Annotated in this window: 23 protein-coding genes; 12 read left to right on the top strand and 11 right to left on the bottom strand. The window is 67.7% G+C overall.

Annotated features, from left to right (window positions below):
* Nucleotides 1–32 precede the first annotated feature (32 nt).
* The 8 genes from P6281_RS03865 to P6281_RS03900 all read left to right on the top strand — a co-directional run bounded on the left by P6281_RS03865 (nucleotide 33) and on the right by P6281_RS03900 (nucleotide 6431).
* Nucleotides 33–1199, top strand: a complete 1167-nt coding sequence (locus tag P6281_RS03865; RefSeq protein ID WP_008253669.1) for an acyl-CoA dehydrogenase family protein — start codon at nucleotides 33–35, stop codon at nucleotides 1197–1199.
* Between the two features lie 59 nt (nucleotides 1200–1258).
* A complete protein-coding gene (locus tag P6281_RS03870) occupies nucleotides 1259–2092 on the top strand; it encodes an enoyl-CoA hydratase/isomerase family protein (RefSeq protein ID WP_324738619.1) in 834 nt (277 codons plus the stop codon).
* A 4-nt stretch (nucleotides 2093–2096) separates the two neighbouring features.
* Nucleotides 2097–3251, top strand: coding sequence for a thiolase family protein (locus P6281_RS03875; RefSeq protein WP_014941303.1), 1155 nt, complete (start codon nucleotides 2097–2099; stop codon nucleotides 3249–3251).
* A gap of 123 nt (nucleotides 3252–3374) precedes the next feature.
* A complete protein-coding gene (locus P6281_RS03880; RefSeq protein WP_008253677.1) occupies nucleotides 3375–3989 on the top strand; it encodes a TetR/AcrR family transcriptional regulator in 615 nt (204 codons plus the stop codon).
* Complete coding sequence (locus tag P6281_RS03885; protein WP_008253678.1) at nucleotides 3986–4504, top strand: hypothetical protein; 519 nt, start codon at nucleotides 3986–3988, stop codon at nucleotides 4502–4504. Before P6281_RS03880 ends, P6281_RS03885 begins: the two co-directional genes overlap by 4 nt.
* Before the next feature lie 152 nt (nucleotides 4505–4656).
* The gene (locus P6281_RS03890; RefSeq protein WP_014379176.1) at nucleotides 4657–5931 is read left to right on the top strand and encodes a cytochrome P450; all 1275 of its coding nucleotides are present in this window, start codon (nucleotides 4657–4659) and stop codon (nucleotides 5929–5931) included.
* The gene (locus P6281_RS03895; protein ID WP_008253680.1) at nucleotides 5928–6116 is read left to right on the top strand and encodes a ferredoxin; all 189 of its coding nucleotides are present in this window, start codon (nucleotides 5928–5930) and stop codon (nucleotides 6114–6116) included. Before P6281_RS03890 ends, P6281_RS03895 begins: the two co-directional genes overlap by 4 nt.
* 30 nt (nucleotides 6117–6146) lie before the next feature.
* Entirely contained in the window at nucleotides 6147–6431 is a 285-nt protein-coding gene (locus P6281_RS03900) for a DUF1330 domain-containing protein (protein WP_009952166.1), read from the top strand.
* A 3-nt stretch (nucleotides 6432–6434) separates the two neighbouring features.
* On the opposite strand, the gene P6281_RS03905 is transcribed toward P6281_RS03900, so the two are convergent.
* The 7 genes from P6281_RS03905 to P6281_RS03935 form a co-directional block, all read right to left on the bottom strand.
* Complete coding sequence (locus P6281_RS03905; RefSeq protein WP_007777398.1) at nucleotides 6435–6635, bottom strand: ferredoxin; 201 nt, start codon at nucleotides 6633–6635, stop codon at nucleotides 6435–6437.
* Nucleotides 6636–6647: 12 nt separating this feature from the next.
* Nucleotides 6648–7853, bottom strand: a complete 1206-nt coding sequence (locus tag P6281_RS03910) for a cytochrome P450 (protein ID WP_009952165.1) — start codon at nucleotides 7851–7853, stop codon at nucleotides 6648–6650.
* A gap of 112 nt (nucleotides 7854–7965) precedes the next feature.
* Nucleotides 7966–8766, bottom strand: a complete 801-nt coding sequence (locus P6281_RS03915; protein ID WP_014383851.1) for an NAD(P)-dependent oxidoreductase — start codon at nucleotides 8764–8766, stop codon at nucleotides 7966–7968.
* Nucleotides 8763–9578 (bottom strand): NAD(P)-dependent oxidoreductase, encoded by an 816-nt coding sequence (locus P6281_RS03920; protein WP_324738620.1) that lies wholly within the window; start codon nucleotides 9576–9578, stop codon nucleotides 8763–8765. The genes P6281_RS03915 and P6281_RS03920 overlap by 4 nt, the downstream gene beginning before the upstream one ends.
* On the bottom strand, nucleotides 9578–10540 hold the full coding sequence (locus P6281_RS03925; RefSeq protein WP_014383852.1) for an alpha/beta hydrolase: 963 nt from the start codon (nucleotides 10538–10540) through the stop codon (nucleotides 9578–9580). Before P6281_RS03925 ends, P6281_RS03920 begins: the two co-directional genes overlap by 1 nt.
* A 208-nt stretch (nucleotides 10541–10748) precedes the next feature.
* Nucleotides 10749–12404, bottom strand: coding sequence for a thiolase C-terminal domain-containing protein (locus tag P6281_RS03930; protein WP_041784801.1), 1656 nt, complete (start codon nucleotides 12402–12404; stop codon nucleotides 10749–10751).
* A 114-nt stretch (nucleotides 12405–12518) separates the two neighbouring features.
* Nucleotides 12519–12842, bottom strand: coding sequence for a hypothetical protein (locus P6281_RS03935; RefSeq protein ID WP_014383854.1), 324 nt, complete (start codon nucleotides 12840–12842; stop codon nucleotides 12519–12521).
* Between the two features lie 106 nt (nucleotides 12843–12948).
* Between P6281_RS03935 and P6281_RS03940 the strand changes: the two genes are divergently transcribed.
* The 3 genes from P6281_RS03940 to P6281_RS03950 are packed head-to-tail and all read left to right on the top strand — an operon-like array spanning nucleotide 12949 to nucleotide 15605.
* The gene (locus tag P6281_RS03940) at nucleotides 12949–13872 is read left to right on the top strand and encodes an NAD-dependent epimerase/dehydratase family protein (RefSeq protein WP_014383855.1); all 924 of its coding nucleotides are present in this window, start codon (nucleotides 12949–12951) and stop codon (nucleotides 13870–13872) included.
* 11 nt (nucleotides 13873–13883) lie between these two features.
* Nucleotides 13884–14627: a hypothetical protein gene (locus P6281_RS03945; protein WP_014383856.1), complete on the top strand. Its 744-nt coding sequence runs from the start codon at nucleotides 13884–13886 to the stop codon at nucleotides 14625–14627.
* 21 nt (nucleotides 14628–14648) lie between these two features.
* Nucleotides 14649–15605, top strand: a complete 957-nt coding sequence (locus tag P6281_RS03950; RefSeq protein WP_009952155.1) for an LLM class F420-dependent oxidoreductase — start codon at nucleotides 14649–14651, stop codon at nucleotides 15603–15605.
* On the opposite strand, the gene P6281_RS03955 is transcribed toward P6281_RS03950, so the two are convergent.
* Genes P6281_RS03955 through P6281_RS03965 form a run of 3 tightly spaced genes read right to left on the bottom strand, consistent with a single transcriptional unit; the run spans nucleotide 15606 to nucleotide 18407 of the window.
* Nucleotides 15606–16781, bottom strand: a complete 1176-nt coding sequence (locus P6281_RS03955) for an acyl-CoA dehydrogenase family protein (protein ID WP_014941306.1) — start codon at nucleotides 16779–16781, stop codon at nucleotides 15606–15608. It abuts the gene before it with no gap.
* A gap of 28 nt (nucleotides 16782–16809) precedes the next feature.
* Nucleotides 16810–17106 carry a ferredoxin gene (locus tag P6281_RS03960; RefSeq protein WP_008253702.1) on the bottom strand — a complete coding sequence of 99 codons (297 nt, stop codon included), beginning with the start codon at nucleotides 17104–17106 and terminating at the stop codon, nucleotides 16810–16812.
* Entirely contained in the window at nucleotides 17103–18407 is a 1305-nt protein-coding gene (locus P6281_RS03965; RefSeq protein WP_014383858.1) for an NADH-ubiquinone oxidoreductase-F iron-sulfur binding region domain-containing protein, read from the bottom strand. The genes P6281_RS03960 and P6281_RS03965 overlap by 4 nt, the downstream gene beginning before the upstream one ends.
* A 36-nt stretch (nucleotides 18408–18443) precedes the next feature.
* On the opposite strand from P6281_RS03965, the gene P6281_RS03970 reads away from it, so the two are divergent.
* A complete protein-coding gene (locus P6281_RS03970) occupies nucleotides 18444–18917 on the top strand; it encodes a hypothetical protein (protein ID WP_009952151.1) in 474 nt (157 codons plus the stop codon).
* A gap of 26 nt (nucleotides 18918–18943) precedes the next feature.
* Here the strand turns inward: P6281_RS03970 and P6281_RS03975 are convergent, their stop codons facing one another.
* Nucleotides 18944–19810 (bottom strand): alpha/beta fold hydrolase, encoded by an 867-nt coding sequence (locus tag P6281_RS03975; protein WP_014383859.1) that lies wholly within the window; start codon nucleotides 19808–19810, stop codon nucleotides 18944–18946.
* Between the last annotated feature and the right edge of the window lie 8 nt (nucleotides 19811–19818).

The raw sequence follows: 19818 nt of genomic DNA on the forward strand, positions 1-19818 counted from the left end.
GCTGAGGACGAGGAGTGCCACCAGTGGGTGGAATGAACTTTGAATTGACCGAGGACCAGGAACTGATACGTCGGTCGGTCGCGGAGTTGGCGCGCAAGTTCGACGACCAGTACTGGATGGAAAAGGACCAGGCGCACGAATTCCCGACCGAGTTCTACCGCGCCATCGCCGATGGCGGCTGGCTGGGAATGACCATCCCCACCGAATACGGCGGCCACGGCCTCGGGATCACCGAAGCGACCATCCTGCTCGAGGAAGTCGCCAAGTCCGGCGGCGCCATGAACGCCGCCAGCTCGATCCACCTGTCCATCTTCGGCATGCAGCCCGTGGTGGTGCACGGCTCCGATGACCTCAAGGCCCGGACGCTGCCCGCGGTCGCGACCGGAGAGGTACACGTGTGCTTCGGCGTGACCGAACCCGGTGCGGGGCTTGATACTTCCCGCATCACCACGTTCGCCAAGCGCGATGGCGATCGCTATATCGTCAACGGTCGCAAGGTGTGGATCTCCAAAGCGATGGAATCCGACAAGATCCTGTTGCTGACCCGGACCCAAAGCTATGACGAGGTCACCAAGAAGACCGACGGGATGACGCTGTTCCTCACCGACCTCGACCGGAGCCGGGTCGACATCCGTCCGATCCGCAAGATGGGCCGCAACGCCGTCAGCTCCAACGAGCTGTTCATCGACAACCTCGAGGTGCCGGTCGAGGACCGGGTGGGTGAGGAGGGCAAGGGATTTCAGTACATCCTCGATGGCTTGAACCCGGAGCGGATGCTGATCGCCGCCGAGGCCCTCGGTATCGGCCGGGTGGCGCTCGAGAAGGCGGTGAAATACGGCAACGAGCGCGAGGTCTTCGGCCGGCCGATCGGGATGAACCAGGGCCTGCAGTTCCCGCTCGCCGATTCCCTGGCCCGGCTCGATGCCGCCGAGCTGATGCTGCGCAAGGCCACCTGGCTGTACGACAACGGCAAACCCTGTGGGCGCGAGGCCAATACGGCCAAGTACCTGTGCGCCGATGCCGGCTTCACCGCCGCGGACCGCGCGCTGCAAACCCACGGCGGCATGGGTTACGCCGAGGAGTACCACATCACCCGCTACTTCCGTGAGGCCCGGCTGATGAAGATCGCGCCGGTCAGCCAGGAGATGATCCTGAATTTCCTGGGAGCCAACGTTTTGAAGCTGCCGAGGAGCTACTGATGCCGGTCGGCTGCCGCCGGTTGACGGCGGCGTGGTGATGTGACGCGCGTTCGACACCGATGACCACGAACGACGAACCGTTGTTGCTGTCGCAAGACCGCGACGGCGTGCGCACATTCACCCTCAACCGGCCACGGCGCAAGAACGCGATCAACCCGCAATTGTGGGTCGCCCTGCGCGACGCGCTCGACGCCGCCGGTCACGATCCTGGCGTGCGCACGCTCGTGCTCACCGGTTCCGGGGGCAGCTTCTGCTCGGGGGCCGACATCTCGGTGCCCGATGACATCCATCCGAAATACAAGTTGCAGCGCCTGACCGACGTGGCGCTGGCGTTGCACGAGCTATCGATTCCGACGATCGCCAAGGTGACCGGTGTGGCCGTCGGGGCCGGTTGGAATCTCGCGCTGGGCTGCGACCTGGTGGTCGCGACCCCGGAATCGACGTTCTGTCAGATCTTTTCGAAGCGTGGTCTGTCGATCGACCTCGGTGGCTCCTGGCTGCTGCCCAAAATCGTTGGCCTGCAACAGGCGAAGCGCCTCGCATTGCTCGCGGACACGATCGATGCCGAGGAGGCGTGCGCGCTGAACCTGGTGACCTGGGTGGTGTCGGCCGCGGAGATCGACGCCTTCGTCACGGATCTCGCCGATCGGCTGGCCGCCGGCCCCCCGATCGCGCTCGCCCACACCAAGGCGCTGCTGAACGAGGGCGCCGACCGCACCTTGCGCGACGCGCTGGCCAGCGAGGCCCGCGCGCAGGGAGTCAACTTCGCCACCGCGGACACCGCGGCGGCCTATGCCGCTTTCGCGCAGCGGCGGGAGCCGTCGTTTACTGGTCGATGGGCCCTAACAAAATCCGGGGTGGAACCGGATTCGGGCGAGAAACAATCGGAGTAGAGATATGCGTGAAACAGTCATCGTCGAGGCCGTGCGCACCCCGGTCGGGAAGCGTAACGGCGCACTTGCGGGCATGCACGCCGCCGACCTGTCCGCGATCGTCCTCAACGAACTCGCCGAACGCACCGGCATCGGGCCCGAGATCATCGACGACGTGGTGTGGGGCTGTGTCTCCCAGGTGGGCGACCAGTCCAGCAACATCGGCCGCTACGCGGTGCTGGCCGCCGGCTGGCCGGAAAGCATCCCCGGGACCACCGTCAACCGCGCCTGCGGCTCCAGCCAGCAGGCGCTGGACTTCGCCGTGCAGGCGGTGATGTCGGGCCAGCAGGATGTCGTGGTGGCCGGCGGTGTCGAGGTCATGAGCCGCGTCCCCCTCGGCTCGGCGCGCGCCTCGGGCATGCCTTATGGCCCGAAAGTGCTTGCCCGCTATGACGATTTCTCCTTCAACCAAGGCCTCTCGGCGGAGATGATCGCCAAAAAGTGGGGCTTCTCCCGCACCCGCCTCGACGAGTACAGCGCCGAGTCCCACGAGCGGGCGGCCGCGGCCCAGGACGGCGGCGCGTTCACCGACCAGATCGTGCCGGTGTTCGTCGACGGCGCCGAGAACAACGTCGTGGCCGCCGACGAGGGGGTGCGGCGCGGAAGCAGCGCGGAGAAGCTCGCCGCGCTCAAGCCGGCCTTCACCGAGGACGGCGTGATCCATGCCGGCAATTCCTCGCAGATCTCCGACGGTGCGGCCGCGTTGCTGGTGACCACCGCCGAGATGGCCGTCGAACTGGGTCTGACCCCGATTGTGCGGTACGTGGCGGGCGCGGTCACCGGGGCGGACCCGGTGCTCATGCTCACCGGCCCCATTCCCGCGACCGAGAAGGTGCTGAGCAAGGCCGGCGTCGCGCTGTCCGACGTCGGTGTGTTCGAGGTCAACGAGGCGTTCGCGCCGGTCCCGCTGGCGTGGCTGGCGGAAACCGGGGCGGACCCAGCCCGGATGAATCCGCTGGGCGGCGCGATCGCGCTGGGGCACCCGCTGGGCGCTTCGGGAGCCGTGCTGATGACCCGCATGACGCATCACATGCGCGACAACGGGATTCGGTACGGGCTGCAGACCATGTGCGAGGGCGGCGGGACCGCCAACGCGACGCTGGTCGAGCTCGTCGGCTAGCGGCGACCCGGCTCACGAAAAAGACACCCCGGTGACCCTTGTCACAGCGGCCCAACTAACCTACTGTGTGTTCACTAGGTTGGTTCAGCCGCCAATCGCACCCGTTTGCTCCAGGGAGTCCAGTTGGCCGTCGCACGGCGCTACGACACGCTTCTCGCCAAGGGGGAGGACCGCAAACAGCGGATCCTCGACGTCGCCCAACGCCTCCTGACCCGTAACGGCTGGCGCAGCACGACGCTCGCGCAGATCGCCGGCGAGGCCGGGGTGACCCCCGCGGGCCTGCTGCATCACTTCGAATCGAAGGAGCAGCTGCTGCACGCCGTGCTCGATGCGCGCGACCTCGACGACGACACCCACGCCGACCGAACCGGCGACCTGTTCGACCAGATCACCCAGGTCGCCGACCGGTTCCACCGCGCCCCCGAGCTGGTGGGCACCTTCACGGTGCTCCTGGTGGAGAACATCCTCCCCGAGGCGCCGCTGCACGACCGGATGCTGGCCCGGCACCGCGCCGCGACCGACATCGTCGCCGATCTCATCCGTCGCGGTCAGGCCGATGGCCGGTACCGCGACGACATCGACCCCGCCGTCAAGGCAGTGGAAATCCTCGCCTTCGTCCACGGAATGGAAACCACATGGTTGCTCGATCCTTCGATACCGCTCCCCGAGGTGTTCAAGCAGTACGCCGAGACACTGGCGCGGGACTTCGCGCCCACGAAGAAACCCGCGACGCCATGAGATACCGGCTCGACGTCGTCGCCGCCACCGTCATCGACGTGGTGCGCTTCGCCGGCGGCTGGATCTTCGACCGGTCGATGGCGGGATGGGACGTCACCGTGCTGGTCGCGGACCACCCCGACGTCCGGCCCTTGCAGATCGTCGGCGCCCGGGTGCTCGACCTCGAGGACGCCCTGACGTCGGTGCAGTCGCGTCCCCGACCGCAGGCCCTGGCCGCCGCGGCCGACCTGTTCGGCTGCGATCCGCGGGTGCGTCAGGGCGTGCTGCAGGCCCTCGATCACGGCGTCACCGAGGTCACGCTGTGGGGGGAGAACTGGCCGTCCGAACTCGACGAAAGCGTCGGACTGGTGCAACACCAGCTGAGCATGGCCGCCCAGACGTTCAAGGCGCAGGCCCTGGCGGCCGCGTCGAATGCCGCGGGTGCCCCGCAGCTTCCCGTGGGGCACGTCGAGACCTTTCGGAGCGGTCTTTTGGCGTGGCCGTCGGTCGCCGCCGATCTGGTGCCCGCCAGCTGATTCGGCGTGCCGGGGCCCGCACGACGGCTCGACGTGCCGCCCGTCTCGGCGCGCGGACGGGACCCCGCGTTGACGACCACCGCGCCCTATGGAAATGTAATGCTCATCTGCGAGAGGCACGTTCTCACTAGCCGAGATTCAAGGAGCAGGAGATGACGAAGGAATTCTCCGAGTTGGACTTCTTCCGCGGCAGCGAGCTCATCGCGGACCCGTACCCCTACTACGAGGCGCTGCGCCAGCGGTGCCCCGTCACGCGGGAAAGCCATCACGACGTCACGATGATCACCGGCTGGGACGAGGCGTGCGCGGTGCTCAACGACGCCGAGACGTGGTCGTCGTGCATCTCCGTGACCGGGCCGTTCCCCGGCTTTCCGGTGCCGCTCGAGGGCGACGACGTCACCGAGCTCATCGAGCGGCACCGCGACGAACTGCCCTTCAGCGACCAGCTGCCCACGCTCGACCCGCCGACCCACACCAACCACCGCTCCCTGCTGATGCGGCTGATCACCCCCAAGCGCCTCAAGGAGAACGAGGACGCGATGTGGGCGCTGGCCGACCAGGCGCTCGACGAGTTCCTGGCGCCCGGTCACGGCGAATGGATCAAGGGCTTCGCCGGCCCCTTCACGCTGTTGGTGATCGCCGACCTGCTGGGCGTGCCCATGGAAGACCGCGACAAATTCGTCAAGGGCATCCGCGAGCACTCGGGTGGCGGCGTCGGCGGCACCGGCAAGGAATCGCTGGCCCACAGCCCGCTGGAATTCCTCTACGGCCTGTTCTCCGACTACGTGCGGGACCGTCGCCGCGAGCCCCGCGACGACGTGCTGACCGGCCTGGCGACCGCCACCTTCCCCGACGGCTCGATCCCCGAGGTCGAGGACGTGGCGCGCGTGGCGGCCAACGTCTTCTCGGCGGGCCAGGAGACCACCGTGCGGCTGCTCGGTGCCGCGCTGCAGACGCTGGGGGAGCGGCCCGACGTCCAGGCGCAGTTGCGCAAGGACCGCAGCCTGATCCCCAACTTCATCGAAGAGTCCCTGCGCCACGAGAGCCCGGTCAAGGGCGACTTCCGGATGAACCGGGTGCCGGCCAATGTCGGTGGGGTCGACCTGCCCGCGGGTAGCACCGTGATGATCGTGCAGGCGGCCGCCAACCGCGACCCGCGTCGCTTCGAGGACCCCGCCACGTTCGACCCGGCCCGCAAGAACGCCCGACAGCACATCTCCTTCGGCCGCGGAATTCACAGCTGCCCGGGCGCGCCGCTGGCGCGGGCCGAAACGCGGGTGGCGCTCGAGCGGCTGCTCGACCGCACGACCGACATCAGGATCAACGAGGACAAGCACGGCCCGGCGAATAACCGTCGCTACCAATATGTTCCGACGTATATCCTGCGCGGTCTGACCGAACTGCACCTGGAGTTCACGCTCGCATGAAGGTCTGGGTGGACGATCAGCGGTGCCGCGGTCATGGGATGTGCTTGACGCTGTGTCCCGACGTGTTCAGCCTGACCGACGACGGCTACGCCGAAGCGATAGATTCCGACGTCCCAACGGAATTGGAGGCCGACGCCCGGGAAGCCATCCAGTGTTGTCCCGAGCAGGCGATCAGCGAGAAGTAACTAATCCACAGGCAGGCAAGGAGATTCGGCGTGGCAAAAGGTTATGTCATCCTGACCGAGGCGATCAAGGATCCGGAGGGCATGAAGGCGTACGCCCAGGCGGCCGGATCGGCGATGAGCGGGGCCACCATTCTCGCGGTGGACACCGCGCCCAAAGTCATTGAGGGTGACTGGCACGGCGACCAGACCGTCGTCCTGGAATTCGAATCGGTGGATGCCGCCCGGGCCTGGTACGAATCCGAGGGCTACCAAAAGGCAGCGAAACTGCGCCAGCAGGCCGCCGACTGCAACGCGGTCATCCTCTCCGGATTCTGATCGCTACTCACCGACGATGGAGATTGCCTGCCGAGGGCATTGACGGACGGCCTCGCGCACGTCCGCCTCGTTCTCCGGGGTGACTTCCTCTTGGTGGACGGTCAGCATGTCGTCGTCGCCGAGCTCGAAGATGTCCGGGTTGATGCCCATGCAGACACCGTTGCTCTCGCAGAGTCCCCAGTCGACTTCGATCTTCTTCGTCATCGTGGCCCCCTTTTAACGAAGCACCTTGACGGGCACGTTCTTCCAGCCCGCCACGTTTTGCATGGTCACCCGTTTGCACCCGGCCAAGTCGACCTCGTAGCGCGGCATGAAGTCGAGCAGCCGCTCCAGCGCGATCCTGCTCTCCAGGCGGGCCAACGCGGCGCCCAGGCAACTGTGGATGCCGTACCCGAGTCCGAGGTGCTGCGCCTCGGTGTGATCGCGCTCGATGTCGAACGTGTCGGCGTTGGTGAAGGCATCCGGGTCGCGGTTGGCCGCGGCTCCGCACAGGAACACGGGTTTGCCCGCCGGAATGACGCCGCCGCTGACGTGGGCCTCTTTGAGGGTGTAGCGGACGTTGTATTGCACCGGCCCCTCGTAGCGCAGGAGTTCTTCGACCGCCCCGGGGATCTTGTCGCGGTCCTCCTGCAGCTTCTGCCACTGGTCGGGGTGATTGGCGAAGATCACCGCGGCGTTGCCCATCAGTTTGGTGACGGTCTCCGCGCCCGCGCCGCCCAGAAGGGTTGCGAACCCGCAGATCTCGATGTCGTCGAGCTTGCGCAGCTGCCCGCCTTCGCCGGGAATCTCGGCGGCGATCAGCCGGCTGATCATGTCGTCCTGCGGCTCCTGGCGCCGTTCCTGGACCAGGCTGAAGTAGTACATCGCCGTGTCGATGTTGGCCTGCACGCCGGCCTCGCTGACCTCGATCTGGCCCGGCTCGTGGTGCAGGCTGGTGTCGATCCAGTGCCGGACCTGCTGGCGGTATTCCTCGGGCACACCGGCCATCCGGGTGATGACCTCCACCGGGAACGGCCCGGAGAAGTCCTGCACGACGTCGAAGTTGTCGGGGTCGACCGCGCCCAGATACTTGTCGATCACCTCGATGATCGTCTCGCGCTGCGATTGGATCGCCCGGGGGGTGAACGCCTTGTTGAGCAGGCTGCGCATGTGGCGGTGCTCTGGTGGGTCCATGAAGATGATCGACTTCTGCTCGGGGGCAATGCCCCGCCGCACCATCGCCAGGTCGCAGCCGCGTGCCGACGAGTACGTCTCGAAGTCTTTGAACGCGGCCGCCACGTCTTCATGGCGGGTCAACGCGTAGAAGTCCTCTTTTTCGTCGTAATACAGGGGCGCGTCCTCGCGCATCCGCCGGTAGATGTCGTACGGGTTGTTGAAGTAGTCCTCGGAGTATGGATCGAAGACGACTTTCGCTTTTGTCACTGAATCCTCCTCAGCGGCGAGGTCGGGCTGAAACCTTTACAGCGGAGTCCCCGACTGTAACGCTAACGGTAATACCTTCGTGACGAACCGGAAAGACCAAAACGCTGGCATCTCAAACCATCTTCGCGGTGTCGATCGCCGTGATGACGTCATCCAGCGCGCCCAGGTCGCTGCCCAGTTCCGCCGCGACATCGCGCACCACGGCCACGTCCTTGCCGACGAAGTCGCCGGTTACCTCGATGAACTCCGCGACGGACCCGCCCGCCGCGACGAGGTCCAGCACGCGACTGGTCGCGCTGCCATGGCCCAGGGCGCTCAGCAACGTCGATTCGGGCACGCCGAGGCGTTCGCCCAGCCGGATGGCCTCCGCGAGCAGCCCGATCTGTGCGGCGAAGAGGGCGTTGTTGACCAGCTTCACCTTCTGGCCGGCGCCGGCGGGCCCGACGTGCAGGACCGGATCGCCGTAGCAACCCAGCAGCGGTCGTACCCGGTCCACCGCTGGCTCGGCCCCGCCCACGAACAGGGTGAGCCGGCCGGTCGCGATGTCGTGCGGGCCACCGCTGACCGCGGCGTCGACGACGTCGACGTGATCGGCGCGCGCGGCGATGGCCTCGATGGTGTTGGGGCTGACGGTGGTGTGCACCACCAGCGTCGATCCCGACGGCATGGCCGGTAGCAATCCGCCGTCCAGGCACACGCGGCGCACCTGTTCGTCGGTGAACACGCAGAGCACCACCACGTCGGCGTGCGCGCCGACGTCGGCGGCCTCCGCGACGACGCGCGCGCCCAGTTGCTCGAGCTCGCGGCGCTTTTCGGCGGTGCGGCCCAGGGCGTGGACGTCGTGACCGGCCGCGACCAGACGACCGACCATGGGGCCACCCATCCGCCCCGCGCCGACGAATCCGACCCTCAACGGGGGTGCTCCATCAGCGTCAGTGCCGCATCGGCCGCCGCGAGCACGGCGCCGCCGTCGGCCCCGGCCTGGTCGGCAAGGTCGACGACCAGCCGGACGTCCTTCTGCAGCAGCCCCCCGGCGACACCGGCCAGCCGATCCAGCCCGCCGATGCCGCCAAGAGCATTGAGCGCAAAGCTGTTTCCACTGCTGCGGGAGACGACCTCGGTGAGACGCTCCGGGGTGACACCCAGCGCGTCCGCCAGCGACAAGGCCGTCGCCGCCGTGGCGAGGTTGGCGGTGAACAGCAAGTTGTTGAGCAGCTTGGTGGTCTGCCCCGAACCCAGCTCGCCCAGATGAACCACCGGATCGGCATAGGTTTCGAAGACCGGGCGGCAGCGCTCGACGGCCTCGGTGTCACCGCCGGCCATCACCAGCAGGCGGCCTTCCGCCGCCGCTCCGCCGCCCCCGCTCACCGGCGCATCGACGATCGAAACACCGACCGACCCAGCCCGCTTCGCCAGTTCTCGGCACGTCTCGGGGTGCACCGTGCTGTGCACCGCGATGATGCCGCCCGGCTTCATCGCCGAGAGCAATCCGCCTTCGCCGCCGGTGAGTTCGTCGATGTCGGCGTCGCCGACGACACAGAGGCAGACCAGGTCACTGGCCGCGGCGAGTTCGGCCGGCGAACCGGCGATCTGGGCCGGGGTGTCGGCGAACGCCTCGAGCGTCGCGGGCCGGCGCGCCCACAGCGTGGTGGCGTAGCCGCCCTCGGCGATGCGCCGCGCCATGGGCCCGCCCTGACTGCCCAACCCGATGAACCCGACGCGCATCAACCGGCCTCCAAATCGGCTTCGTCATCGGCCGACCGTGACACCTCAGTCACGTTCGGGCCCGACGGTGACTGTGCTGTCACGTTCGGCGAGTCGGACGAATCCGACCGGGCCCTCACGCATTCGTCCGCGAACGCCAGAACCGTGGCGTGGTAAGCGGGCGCCGTGTGCCCGAGGCTGATGTTGTGTCCCGCATCGGGTTGCCGATGAACGCTGAACCGCGGTGTCGTGGAGAACAGCTCCGCAATCTCGTCCATCGCCGAAGTGTCGTTCTGCCACACCTTTTCGTGCTCGGCGATGCTGAACCGCACCGGCACGCGTATGGCGGGGGCGAGCGCCGGGAAATCCTGGCGCGCCCAGTTCGACACCATCTGGTCCTCGTAGGACGGGGCGCTCGGGGAGACCGTCGCGCCGTTGAGAACCTCGGGCGGATAAAGGCTTTCGGGCTGCCACAACAGGTCACGCAGTCCCGCGGGACGACGTTCGCGCGTCGCCGTCTTCAGGATGTCGCGGGCCGCGGGGTGATAGTGCCGGCCGGTCCCGGCCAATTCGATCCCGAGCAGATCCGCGCCGCGCCCGTCGGCCGCCATCCGCATGACGAGTTCGCAGCCGCCCGAATGGCCCATCAGAAACAGCCCGGCGCCGCGCGGCTTCTGCGCGAGGATGCGATCCACCGCCCCGTACGCGAGGTCGACTCGTTGCTCGGGCCGCGCCATCGCCTCCGGATAGGGGGCCGAGCTGCCATAGCCGGGCCGGTCGAGCGCGACGACGGTGAATCCCGCTGCGGCGCCGCTGCGTAACAGTGAGGACGACGGGTGGCCGGGGCAATCGAAGTAGACGGCGGTGGTGCCGCCGCCGTGGATGGCCACGATCACGGCCTTCGGGTCGGCGGCTTCGGCGACAATGGCCGACATCGGCACCCCGTCGACGATGACGAGTCGAGGGCGGGGCTGGGCACTCATGCGCCGCTCCTCCTCATCGCTTCGCTCTGCATCGTCGCCGGCGGGCACTCATGCGCCGCTCCTCCTCGTCGCTTCGCTCTGCATCGTCGCCGGCGGTGCCCATCGCGCCGCTCCTCCTCATCGCTTCGCTTTGCATCGTCGCCGGCGGTGCCCATCGCGCCGCTCCTCCTCATCGCTTCGCTCTGCATCGTCGCCGGCGCGGCGGGACTCACCGGTCCGCTCGCAGCAGGATCACGCCGCTGGGAGTGAGGCCGCCGCTGCTGACGACGCCGACGCGGGCATCGGCGACCTGCCGGTCACCACCTTCCCCGCGCAGCTGGGTGACGGCCTCATGCAGCAGACCCATGCCGTGGGTGCGGCCGTGCGAAAGCTGGCCGCCGTGCGTGTTGAGCGGAAGCTGGCCGTCGCGGGCGATGTTCTTGCCGCCGTCCAGGAATTCCTTGGCCTCACCGATCCCGCAGAATCCGAGCGCCTCGATCCAGGACAGGCAGTTCATGGTGAACCCGTCATACAGCTCGGCCACGTCCACGTCGGCGGGACGCAGCGAGGTCCGCGTCCAGACGTGCGCCGCCTGGCCCAATACCTGCGGTTCGTGCGTGAGAGTGCTTTGGTCCCAGTCGATTCGCTCGACGATCTGGGTTCCCACGGCCTCCACGAGCACGGGCGGCTTGGCCAGGTCGCGGGCGGCGTCGGCGGCGGAGACGATGACGGCGATCGCGCCGTCGCACGGCACGTCGCAGTCGTAGAGGCCGAAGGGAGTAGTGATCGGCCGCGCGTCGAGGTAGTCCTCCATCGTGATCGGGGAGCGGTAGATCGCGGTCGGGTTGAGTTCGGCGTTGGCTCGCTGGTTCAACGCGATCCAGCCCAGCGTCTCCTTGGTGGTGCCGTAACGCTGAAAATGCCGCTGCGCGTTCATCGCCAGGGTGTGTGCCGCAGAGGTCGCGCCGAATGGCATCTGCCAGCCCGACATTCGGCCCATGGACGGGGCGATCTTGCCCTGCTTCATCAGCTCACCGTGGGTGGCTTCCCACAGCGTCCGGAAGCACAGCACGTGACGCGCCAACCCGCACGCGACGGCGAGCATCGCGGCGATCACCGAGCCACCCGGGCCGAACGTCTCCATGGCGCCGTTGTGCCATGTCGGCCGGATGCCCAACGCGGCCTCCAGGGCGGTGACGCCGCCCTCCCCGAAGCCGCCGACGTTGATCGCGCCGGGGTAGGTGGACAGGCCGTCGATGTCGGCGAACGTCAGGCCGGCGTCGGCGATCGCCGCCTCACAGGCCTGCACGGTCAGCGCCAGCGGCGGCTGCATCAGCCGACGCCCGATGGGCGACATGCCGATTCCGGTGAGCGCGACCTTGTCTTCGAACTTCTCCGTGGTGAGCATGGGCCGGACGTATTCGCCGAAGCGCTCGGGCGCGATCTCGTCGACCGGCAGCCGGCCGGGCTCGGCGCCGGAGACGGGCCGGAACAGCGGAAACCACACGTCCTCGGCCTGCTCGAACACGACCTCGACCTGTTGGCCGAGTTCGAGCTCGTCGGGATCGCATTCCACAATGTTGGTGGTCAGCCGAACCCGGGGGTCTTCATCGATCGCGACCTGGGCGATCACGTACGGCGCCGGCAAGCCGGGCAGGCTGAACCGGCGGTTGATGGTGAATCCCGCGAGGGTCGCCCTGCCCGAGACGGCCCGGACCCCGACATCCAATGAGCGGCAGTACCGGCATACCGGCGCGGGCGGGTGGATCAGCGATTCGCAGCTCTTGCATTCCTGCAGCCGTAGCTTTCCGTCGGCACCCGAGGTCCAGAAGAACTCGTTCTCGGGCGTGACCAGGGGCAATGGTCGGCCGGGTGCTGCTGACACGTCACCTCCGGTGCGTCGCACGACCAATTCGGTAGGGCCGTTATACGAATCGGAGAATCACGTTATCACTTGCGCGCAGGCACGATCTAGACCGCACGTATCGCACCGGTGCCGTCAGTACGGGACCCAGGTGCCGGTGAAATAGGTACCCCATTGGTGAAAGCCGGCATTCCACATCGGTTCGTTCGGTGACCACCATGGCCGCGGCGGAGGCGGCGGTGGCACGTCCTGCGCCGCAAACTCCGGCGCGTAGTCCGGCGGAGCGGTGTACCAGTCCGGCAGTGGCGGCGGCGGTTTGCACTCTTCGGTCGTCCGATTCCACGACATGTTGCGATCGCACTCCGCGGAGGCGATCGCCGGAGTCGCGATCACCCCGACCGCCATCGCCGCGACGGCGAGCGCGATGCCGGTGGTCAAACGACGAACAAACCACTGCATGGTGGGCCTCCTGTTGGGGCCTTTCCGACGTTGGCGGGTTTCAGCTTATTGCGTCGGGCGCTATGCTCCAAGCGCGATATCAAGTACTTAACATTCGGAGGCCTGGTTGCTCGTAGCGGAGAAGATCCTGATCACCGGGGCGACGGGCAAGATCGCGTTTCCCATCGCGCGCGCCCTGGTGGCAGCGGGAAACGAGGTGTGGGGCGCCGCGCGCCTGAAAGATGCGACGGCGCGGGGAAAACTCGTCGAGGCCGGCATCAAACCCGTCGCGCTGGACGTCGGCGCCGGCGAGTTCTCCGGTCTCCCCGAGGATTTCAGCTACGTCTTTCACGCGGCAGTCGACCCCGGCGCGGACGACTGGGGCCGCTGCGTCGAAACCAATGCGCAGATGTCGGGCGAATTGCTGTATCACTGCCGCGCCGCCAAGGGATTCGTGTTGTGCTCGACCGGCTCGATTTACGCGTACCAGGGACAGCGCCCATTGACCGAGGCCGACCCGCCTGGGGTGCCGCTGCGCGCCAACTACAGCTTCTCCAAGGTTGCGGCAGAGGCGGTCTGCACGTGGATCGCCAGGCATTTTCGCATTCCGCTGACCATCATCCGGATCTGTTCGACGTACGGGCCGCAGGGCGGTGCGCCCGCCGACCGCCTCGATGCGATGCTGGCGGGCAAGCCCATTCGACTGCATCCCGACAAGCCGAACAACTACAACCCGATCTATGAGGACGACTACGTGGAACTCGGCATCCGCGCCATGGAAGTGGCCGCGACGCCGCCGGTCGTGGTGAACTGGGCCGGCAGTGAAACGGTCAGCGTCGAGGATTACTGCACGTTCATGGGTGAGCTGATCGGTGTCGAGCCCACCTTCGAATACACGCCCGACGCGCACACGCCGCTGTGGCCGGACGTCACCCACATGCACGAGGTGCTCGGCCGCACGAAGGTGCCGTGGCGCGAGGGCTTCCGCCGCATGATTGCAGCCCGTCATCCCGAAATAGCGCTGCCCCAGCACGATTCGACGCGAGGGTGAGGACGAACGCGATGCATCTACCCGGCACACCCTCGGACGAGGTCCCCGAGGTCCTCGCCACCGGCGACGGCGGGATCACCACCCTGTTCGTGTCCATGGCCACGCGCCACCCCGAGGGCAAGGACGCCGAATACCTGCGCTGGCACACCCTCGACCACCGCCCCGAACAACACCGGCTGGCCGCGGTGCGCGCCTCGTTGCGCCTGGTGTCCACGCCGGCCTGCCGCACCGCACGCGCGCTCACCGAGGGGCCGTTGAACGCGGTCGACCACGTGATGACCTACTTCTTCACCGACGTCGCCGGACTGCACGATTTCAACGAATTGTCCACCGCGCTCGGCAACGCCGGCCGCAAGCTTGCCTTGCTGCCACCCGTGGAGCGCGGCGTGTACGACGTGCAGCACAAGGCGGCGGCGCCCGGGATCAAGGCCGGGTCGGACGTCCTGCCATGGTTGCCCGCGCGGGGCGTGTACCTGTTGGTCGAACGCGGGTCGGCATCGCCGGACCCGCTGCTCGAAGTCGACGGTGTGACCGGTGTCTGGTCCGCACTATCGCGCCGGGTCGACGCCAAACTGGCCAGCGCTCAGGGCAATCAGTCGATCACGTACTGCTTCCTGGCTGACGACCCGGTCGACACCGCGGAGCGGATGCGACCGGTGCTGACCGACCGCTGGGCCGATCACCGCGTCGAACCCTTGTTCGCCGCACCGTTTTTCGCGGTGGTGCCCTATGAATGGGATCGATATGTCCCGTAGACGGCGAGAGTCGAGGGTCGCGTGCGCATCGGCTTGATGGTTGGCTCCGACAAGGAGCGCGCGCGGGCGGACCGGCTGGCCGGGCTGATCGACGACGGGACGGGCGCCGAAAGCGCCGGCTTCGCCGCGTTCTGGATTCCCCAGGTTCCCGGCTACCTCGACGCGATGACCGCCGTGACGCTCATCGGGCAGGCGACCGATCGCATCGAGATCGGGACCGCGGTCGTGCCGATCCAGACGCGCCACCCGATGATCATGGCGCAGCAAGCCTTGACGACGCAGATCGCGTGCGGCGGGCGGTTCACGCTCGGCATCGGTCCGTCGCATCATTGGATCGTCAACGGTCAACTGGGGCTGGCCTACGACCGCCCGGCGCGCCTGATGGGCGACTACCTCGACGTGCTGAACGCGTCCTTCGCGGGACCGGGCAGCGTCGACGTCGACAACGAAAGCTATTGCGTCCATTCGCCGGTGGATGTCACGGACGCCTACGGCGTGCCCATCTTGTTGTCGGCGCTGGGACCGGCGATGCTGCGGCTCGCGGGCGAGCGGGCCGGCGGCACCATCTTGTGGATGGCCGACGAGCGCGCGATCGCGGACCACGTCGTCCCGCGCATCACCTCGGCGGCGACCGGGGCCGGGCGGCAGGCGCCACGAATCGTCGCCGGTGTTCCTGTCGCCCTGTGCTCGGCCAACGAGGTCGGCGATGCCCGCGCCTACGCCAGCGAGGTGCTCGGACACGCGGATTTCTCGCCGAACTACGTGCGGCTGCTGGAACACGGCGACGCCGAGGACGTCGGCGACACCATGGCGGCCGGCGATGAACGGGCCATCCTCGCCCGGTTGTCCCGCTACCGTGACGCGGGCGTGACCGACCTGGCGGCGCGAATTGTGCCGCTGGGCAAGGATGTTGGCGAGCGGGCCGACTCGCGGCGCCGGACCCAGGACTTCCTGTCGTCGCTGTGTCCGGAGTTGTGATCAGCGCGCCGGCAGGCCGAGGACCCGCTGGGCGATGATGTTGCGCTGAATCTCCGACGTGCCACCGGCGATGGTGCCCGCGTAGCTGCTGATGTAGCGGGCGAACCAGCCGGCGGTGAAAAGGTCGGGGGCGTAAGGGTTGTACGGGGCCGTCAGCCCCTTGGCGCGCAACCCGTCGGCGCCGGCCGCGTCCAGCGCGTGCCGCAGCGCGCTCTGCTCGGCCTCCGAACCGAAGACCTTCAGCACCGACAAGGCGGCGACGTCGACGTCGCCGCGGGCCGCGCGCCCCAGCGCCGCCGAACCGAGCAGCCGCAGCGCGTAGTAGTCCATCACAATGGTGGCGTAGTGGTCTGCGTTCAACTCGTCGGCCGGCCGGTAGTCCTCGAGCAGTTGCTCGAGCCGGTTCGCGAACGCCATCCACATCAGGGTGCGTTCGTGGCCGAGCGACCCGTTGGCCACCCGCCATCCGCCGTTGAGCGGGCCGACCAGGTTGTCCGCGGGCACCCGGACGTCGTTGAAGAACACCTCGTTGAAGTCCAGCTCGTCGGGGTCATAGACCGAGGCGAAGGGGCGGCGCTGAACCCCGGGGGTTTCGGTGGGGATGAGCAGGGCGCTGATCCCCTTGTGCCGCGGCGCATCTGGGTCGGTGCGAACGAAGGTCAGGATGACGTCGGCGTCATGGGCGCCCGACGTCCATACCTTCTGCCCGTTGACCACGAAGTGATCGCCCACCAACTCGGCCTTCGTCCGCAACCCGGCCAGGTCGGAGCCGGCGCCGGGTTCACTCATTCCCAGTGAGGCGGTCTTGTCGGCCCGCAGAATCGGGACGGCCCAGCGCTGCTTTTGCTCCTCGGTCCCGAAGGACAGCAGCGACGCGGCGATAATGCCGACGCCTTGGGGGTTGAAGCAGTGATAGATCCGGCGCCGCGAGAGTTCTTCGCGGTGCACGAACTGCTGCAGGATGTTGGCGTTGCGGCCGCCGAATTCGGGTGGGTTTCCGGGCAGCAGCCACCCGTGGTCGAACTGGAGCCGCTGCCAGCGGCGCGACCACTCGGGCACATGCGAGGTCGACGAGGGGCGCTCCGCGGCCTGGGCCTCCACCGGCAGATGTTCGTCGAGAAAGGCGACGAATTCCGCGCGGAAGGTTTCAACGTCGGCGTCAAAGGTGAGTTGCATGGTCGCTAAAATTCAGGCCCGCAGAAGTTCAACGGGTGAATCCCCATTCGGCTTCGTTCTCTTCGGTTTTGAGGTTTTCCGCCGGATCCTCCGCATCGGCGAGTGGCGGCTGGGGGGCGCGAGCGGTGCGCTGACCGATTTCGGTGATCGCGTGCACGGGGCAGTCCAGCAGCGCCCGCATGACCGCATCGCGGTCCGCTTCGGCGACCGTGCCATCGCCGATCAGGGATGCATACCCCCAGTCGTCCAGCGAGAAGTATCCTGGCGCGTGTTTGGCGCAGATGCCGAAGCCGTCGCAAATGGTGCGGTCCAGACGGATTTTCATGCGTGCCTCACAGCTTCCGCCTCGTAGGGGCGCTCGGCGTGGAACGCGCCGCGGGCGCAGTCCGGGCACGCGCCATCGACGTGCGCGCCGACTTCGTCCGGGAACTGATCGAGCAGGCTGGCGGCCACGTTGGTGGCGGCATCCAGGGTCGCGCAGGCCCCGCGCCCGCGCAGCACCACCGACCAGCGTCGCAGCCGCTCGACGTCCTCTGGGGTTGCGGCGCCGTCACGTAGGGCACCGGCCGCCGCGGCCATCGCCGCCGTCCCGTTGAAGCACGAGCCGCACTGTCCGGCGTTCTCGCGGTCGAAATAGGCCAGCACCGACGCCGCCACGGCGACGGGGCAGTCGTCCGTGATGACCGAGATCGCGCCGCAGCCCAGCCCGCTGCCGACCCGTCGCATCGTCTCGTGGTCCAGCGTCGTCTCCAGCACAGAGCGGTTGAGCAGGCCGGCGAAGTAGCCGCCCATCAATGCGCCGCGCACTTGGTCGGCCGGAACGCCGTGCAGGGCAAGCAATTCGGTGAACGGCAGGCCGTGGGGAAGCTCGTAGAGGACCGGCGGTCGCCCGGCCCCGGTGATGGTGGCCAGGAAGGTACCCGGCGACAGCGGCGTGCCCTGCGCGCGGAACGCCGCCGAGCCATGCCGCTGCAGGTAAGGCAGGTTGGCCAAGGTCTCGACGTTGCTCACCAAGGTCGGCCGGTCGTCGACGCCCGCCTCGAATGGGCGGGGCGGCTTGTCCGTTGGCTTGGCCGGGCCGCCGTTGATCGCGCGGACGGCCGCGGTCTCCTCGCCGGCCACGTAGCCGGCCGGCACGGCCAGCATGGTGATCGGCACGCCGAGCGTGTCGGGGCCCAGTTCGCCCAGCGCGGTCTCGACGCTGTGCGCCGACTCCGCGTCCGACACATAGAGGTAGGCGCGGTCGGCGGCAACAATCGTTGCGGCCAACCGCAGCCCGTCCAAGACCAGGTGCGGACGGTTGCGCAGCAGCCAGCGGTCCTTGATCGACGCCGGTTCTCCCTCTTCGCCGTTCGCGACCACGACGGGGCCCCCGGTGTCCACCATCAGGCGCCCGTTCTCGCGCACCGTCCGCAGTTTCACCGCAAGCGGGAACGCCGCGCCGCCCCGGCCCACCAGTCCGCCGGCCTCCACCTCGCCCAGCAACGCATCGGTGTCGGTCAGCGGGTGATAGCCGCCGGCCTGCCGATAGGCGGCCAGGTCTTCCCGGCCGCCCTGCTCGGACAGCAGCCGCGGCGAGCACCCGGCGGGGACGGCGGTGGTGGTTGCGGACTGGGTGGTGTTCAAAGCTGGCCTGCCATCGTCTTAGTTAGGCTTGCACACATGCGAACTGCCGTGGTGCGTGTCAACGTCGACCCGGAAAGCGGGCTCACACCCGCACAACTACGTGTCGGCATGGCAGCTCTCCACGAGCTCGCGACCGCGGTGGGCGCCGACGTGGTCAAAAACGACCTCGCCACGATGCCGGTGCGCCGCCGCGAGGTCGAATTGCTCATCGCGGCCGAAGACAGCGCCGCCGCGCAGAACACCGCAATCAATGTGTGCGCCAAAGCTTTCGGCACGACCCCGCGCCCGGGCGTGATCACCTTCGTCAGCCGGGGGACCAACGACGACGCACACGGGGTGCTGTCCGCCTTCGGGCTGACCGGTGACATCGAGCGAACCCCGGGCGACGACGGCTTCGACATCGTGCACGTGACGCTTCGGGAGAAAGACCTCGAACGGATTCCGGAAAGCCGTGTGCACACGGCGCTGGAGGCGTCGCTCAATTGCGAGGTCCACATTCGCACCCGGTAGGAACCACAAAAGACGACGTAGGGACATTACGAGCCCAGGAATTCCAGGATCGCGGGCGCCGCCTGCACCCACGTGTCGAACATGTTGAAATGCTGCACCCTGCCGGCGGCGCGGTCTTCGGACGCGCGCTCCCAGGCGTCCTCGGGCCAGGGCGGATCAATGAGCTTTGACCCCTTGATCAAGCAACTGACCTCCAGCGACGTCCGCTTGGGGTGATCCATGTCGTTCTCGCCGCCGCGAATGATCAAGGTGGGGACCTTGATCCGGTCGAACATCTCATCCTCGACGCCGGGAATCGTCTGCCCCGGCTTGGAAACGAACGCGTTGAGCCAGCGCAGCATCACCTTGAGGAATTCGTCTTTGTCGACGTCGAGGAATCGCTGCTTGTTGTCCGGGTTCTCCTCGATGCGCTCCCGCCATTCCTGCACCTTCACCACGCCGTCCATGCCGGTGCCGCGCACCGCGAGGATGCTGGGAACGATGTAGAAGGAACCGAGCACGAAGGTGCCGTAGATGCCGCCGACGATGTTCCACACCACGAGCTTGGTGACCATCTCGGGGTAGAGCATCGTGGTGAGCATCGAATCCCTCGCCCCGCCAGAGCCTCCGGCGAGAATGCAGCGCTCGAAGCCCAGGCCGGTCACCAGCTTGTGCAGCGTCTCGGCGCGCATATGGGACTCGCTCTGCCCGTAGAACTGCACGTCCGAGGCGCCGCAGTTGGGGCGGTCCCACAGCAGCACCCGATAGCCGCCCGCGGCCAGCGCGTCGGCCAGTGGGCGCAGGCCGGGGATCTCCTTGCTGAACCGGCCGCCCGGCGTCAGGGCAATGAGATCGCCCGAGTCACCGAGGATTTCGTAGACGACATTTCCCCCGTTGATCTCGATAGAAGGCACCCGATTCT

This window comes from Mycobacterium sp. 5-140-3-2 (assembly GCF_035666375.1).
Lineage (GTDB): Bacteria > Actinomycetota > Actinomycetes > Mycobacteriales > Mycobacteriaceae > Mycobacterium > Mycobacterium intracellulare.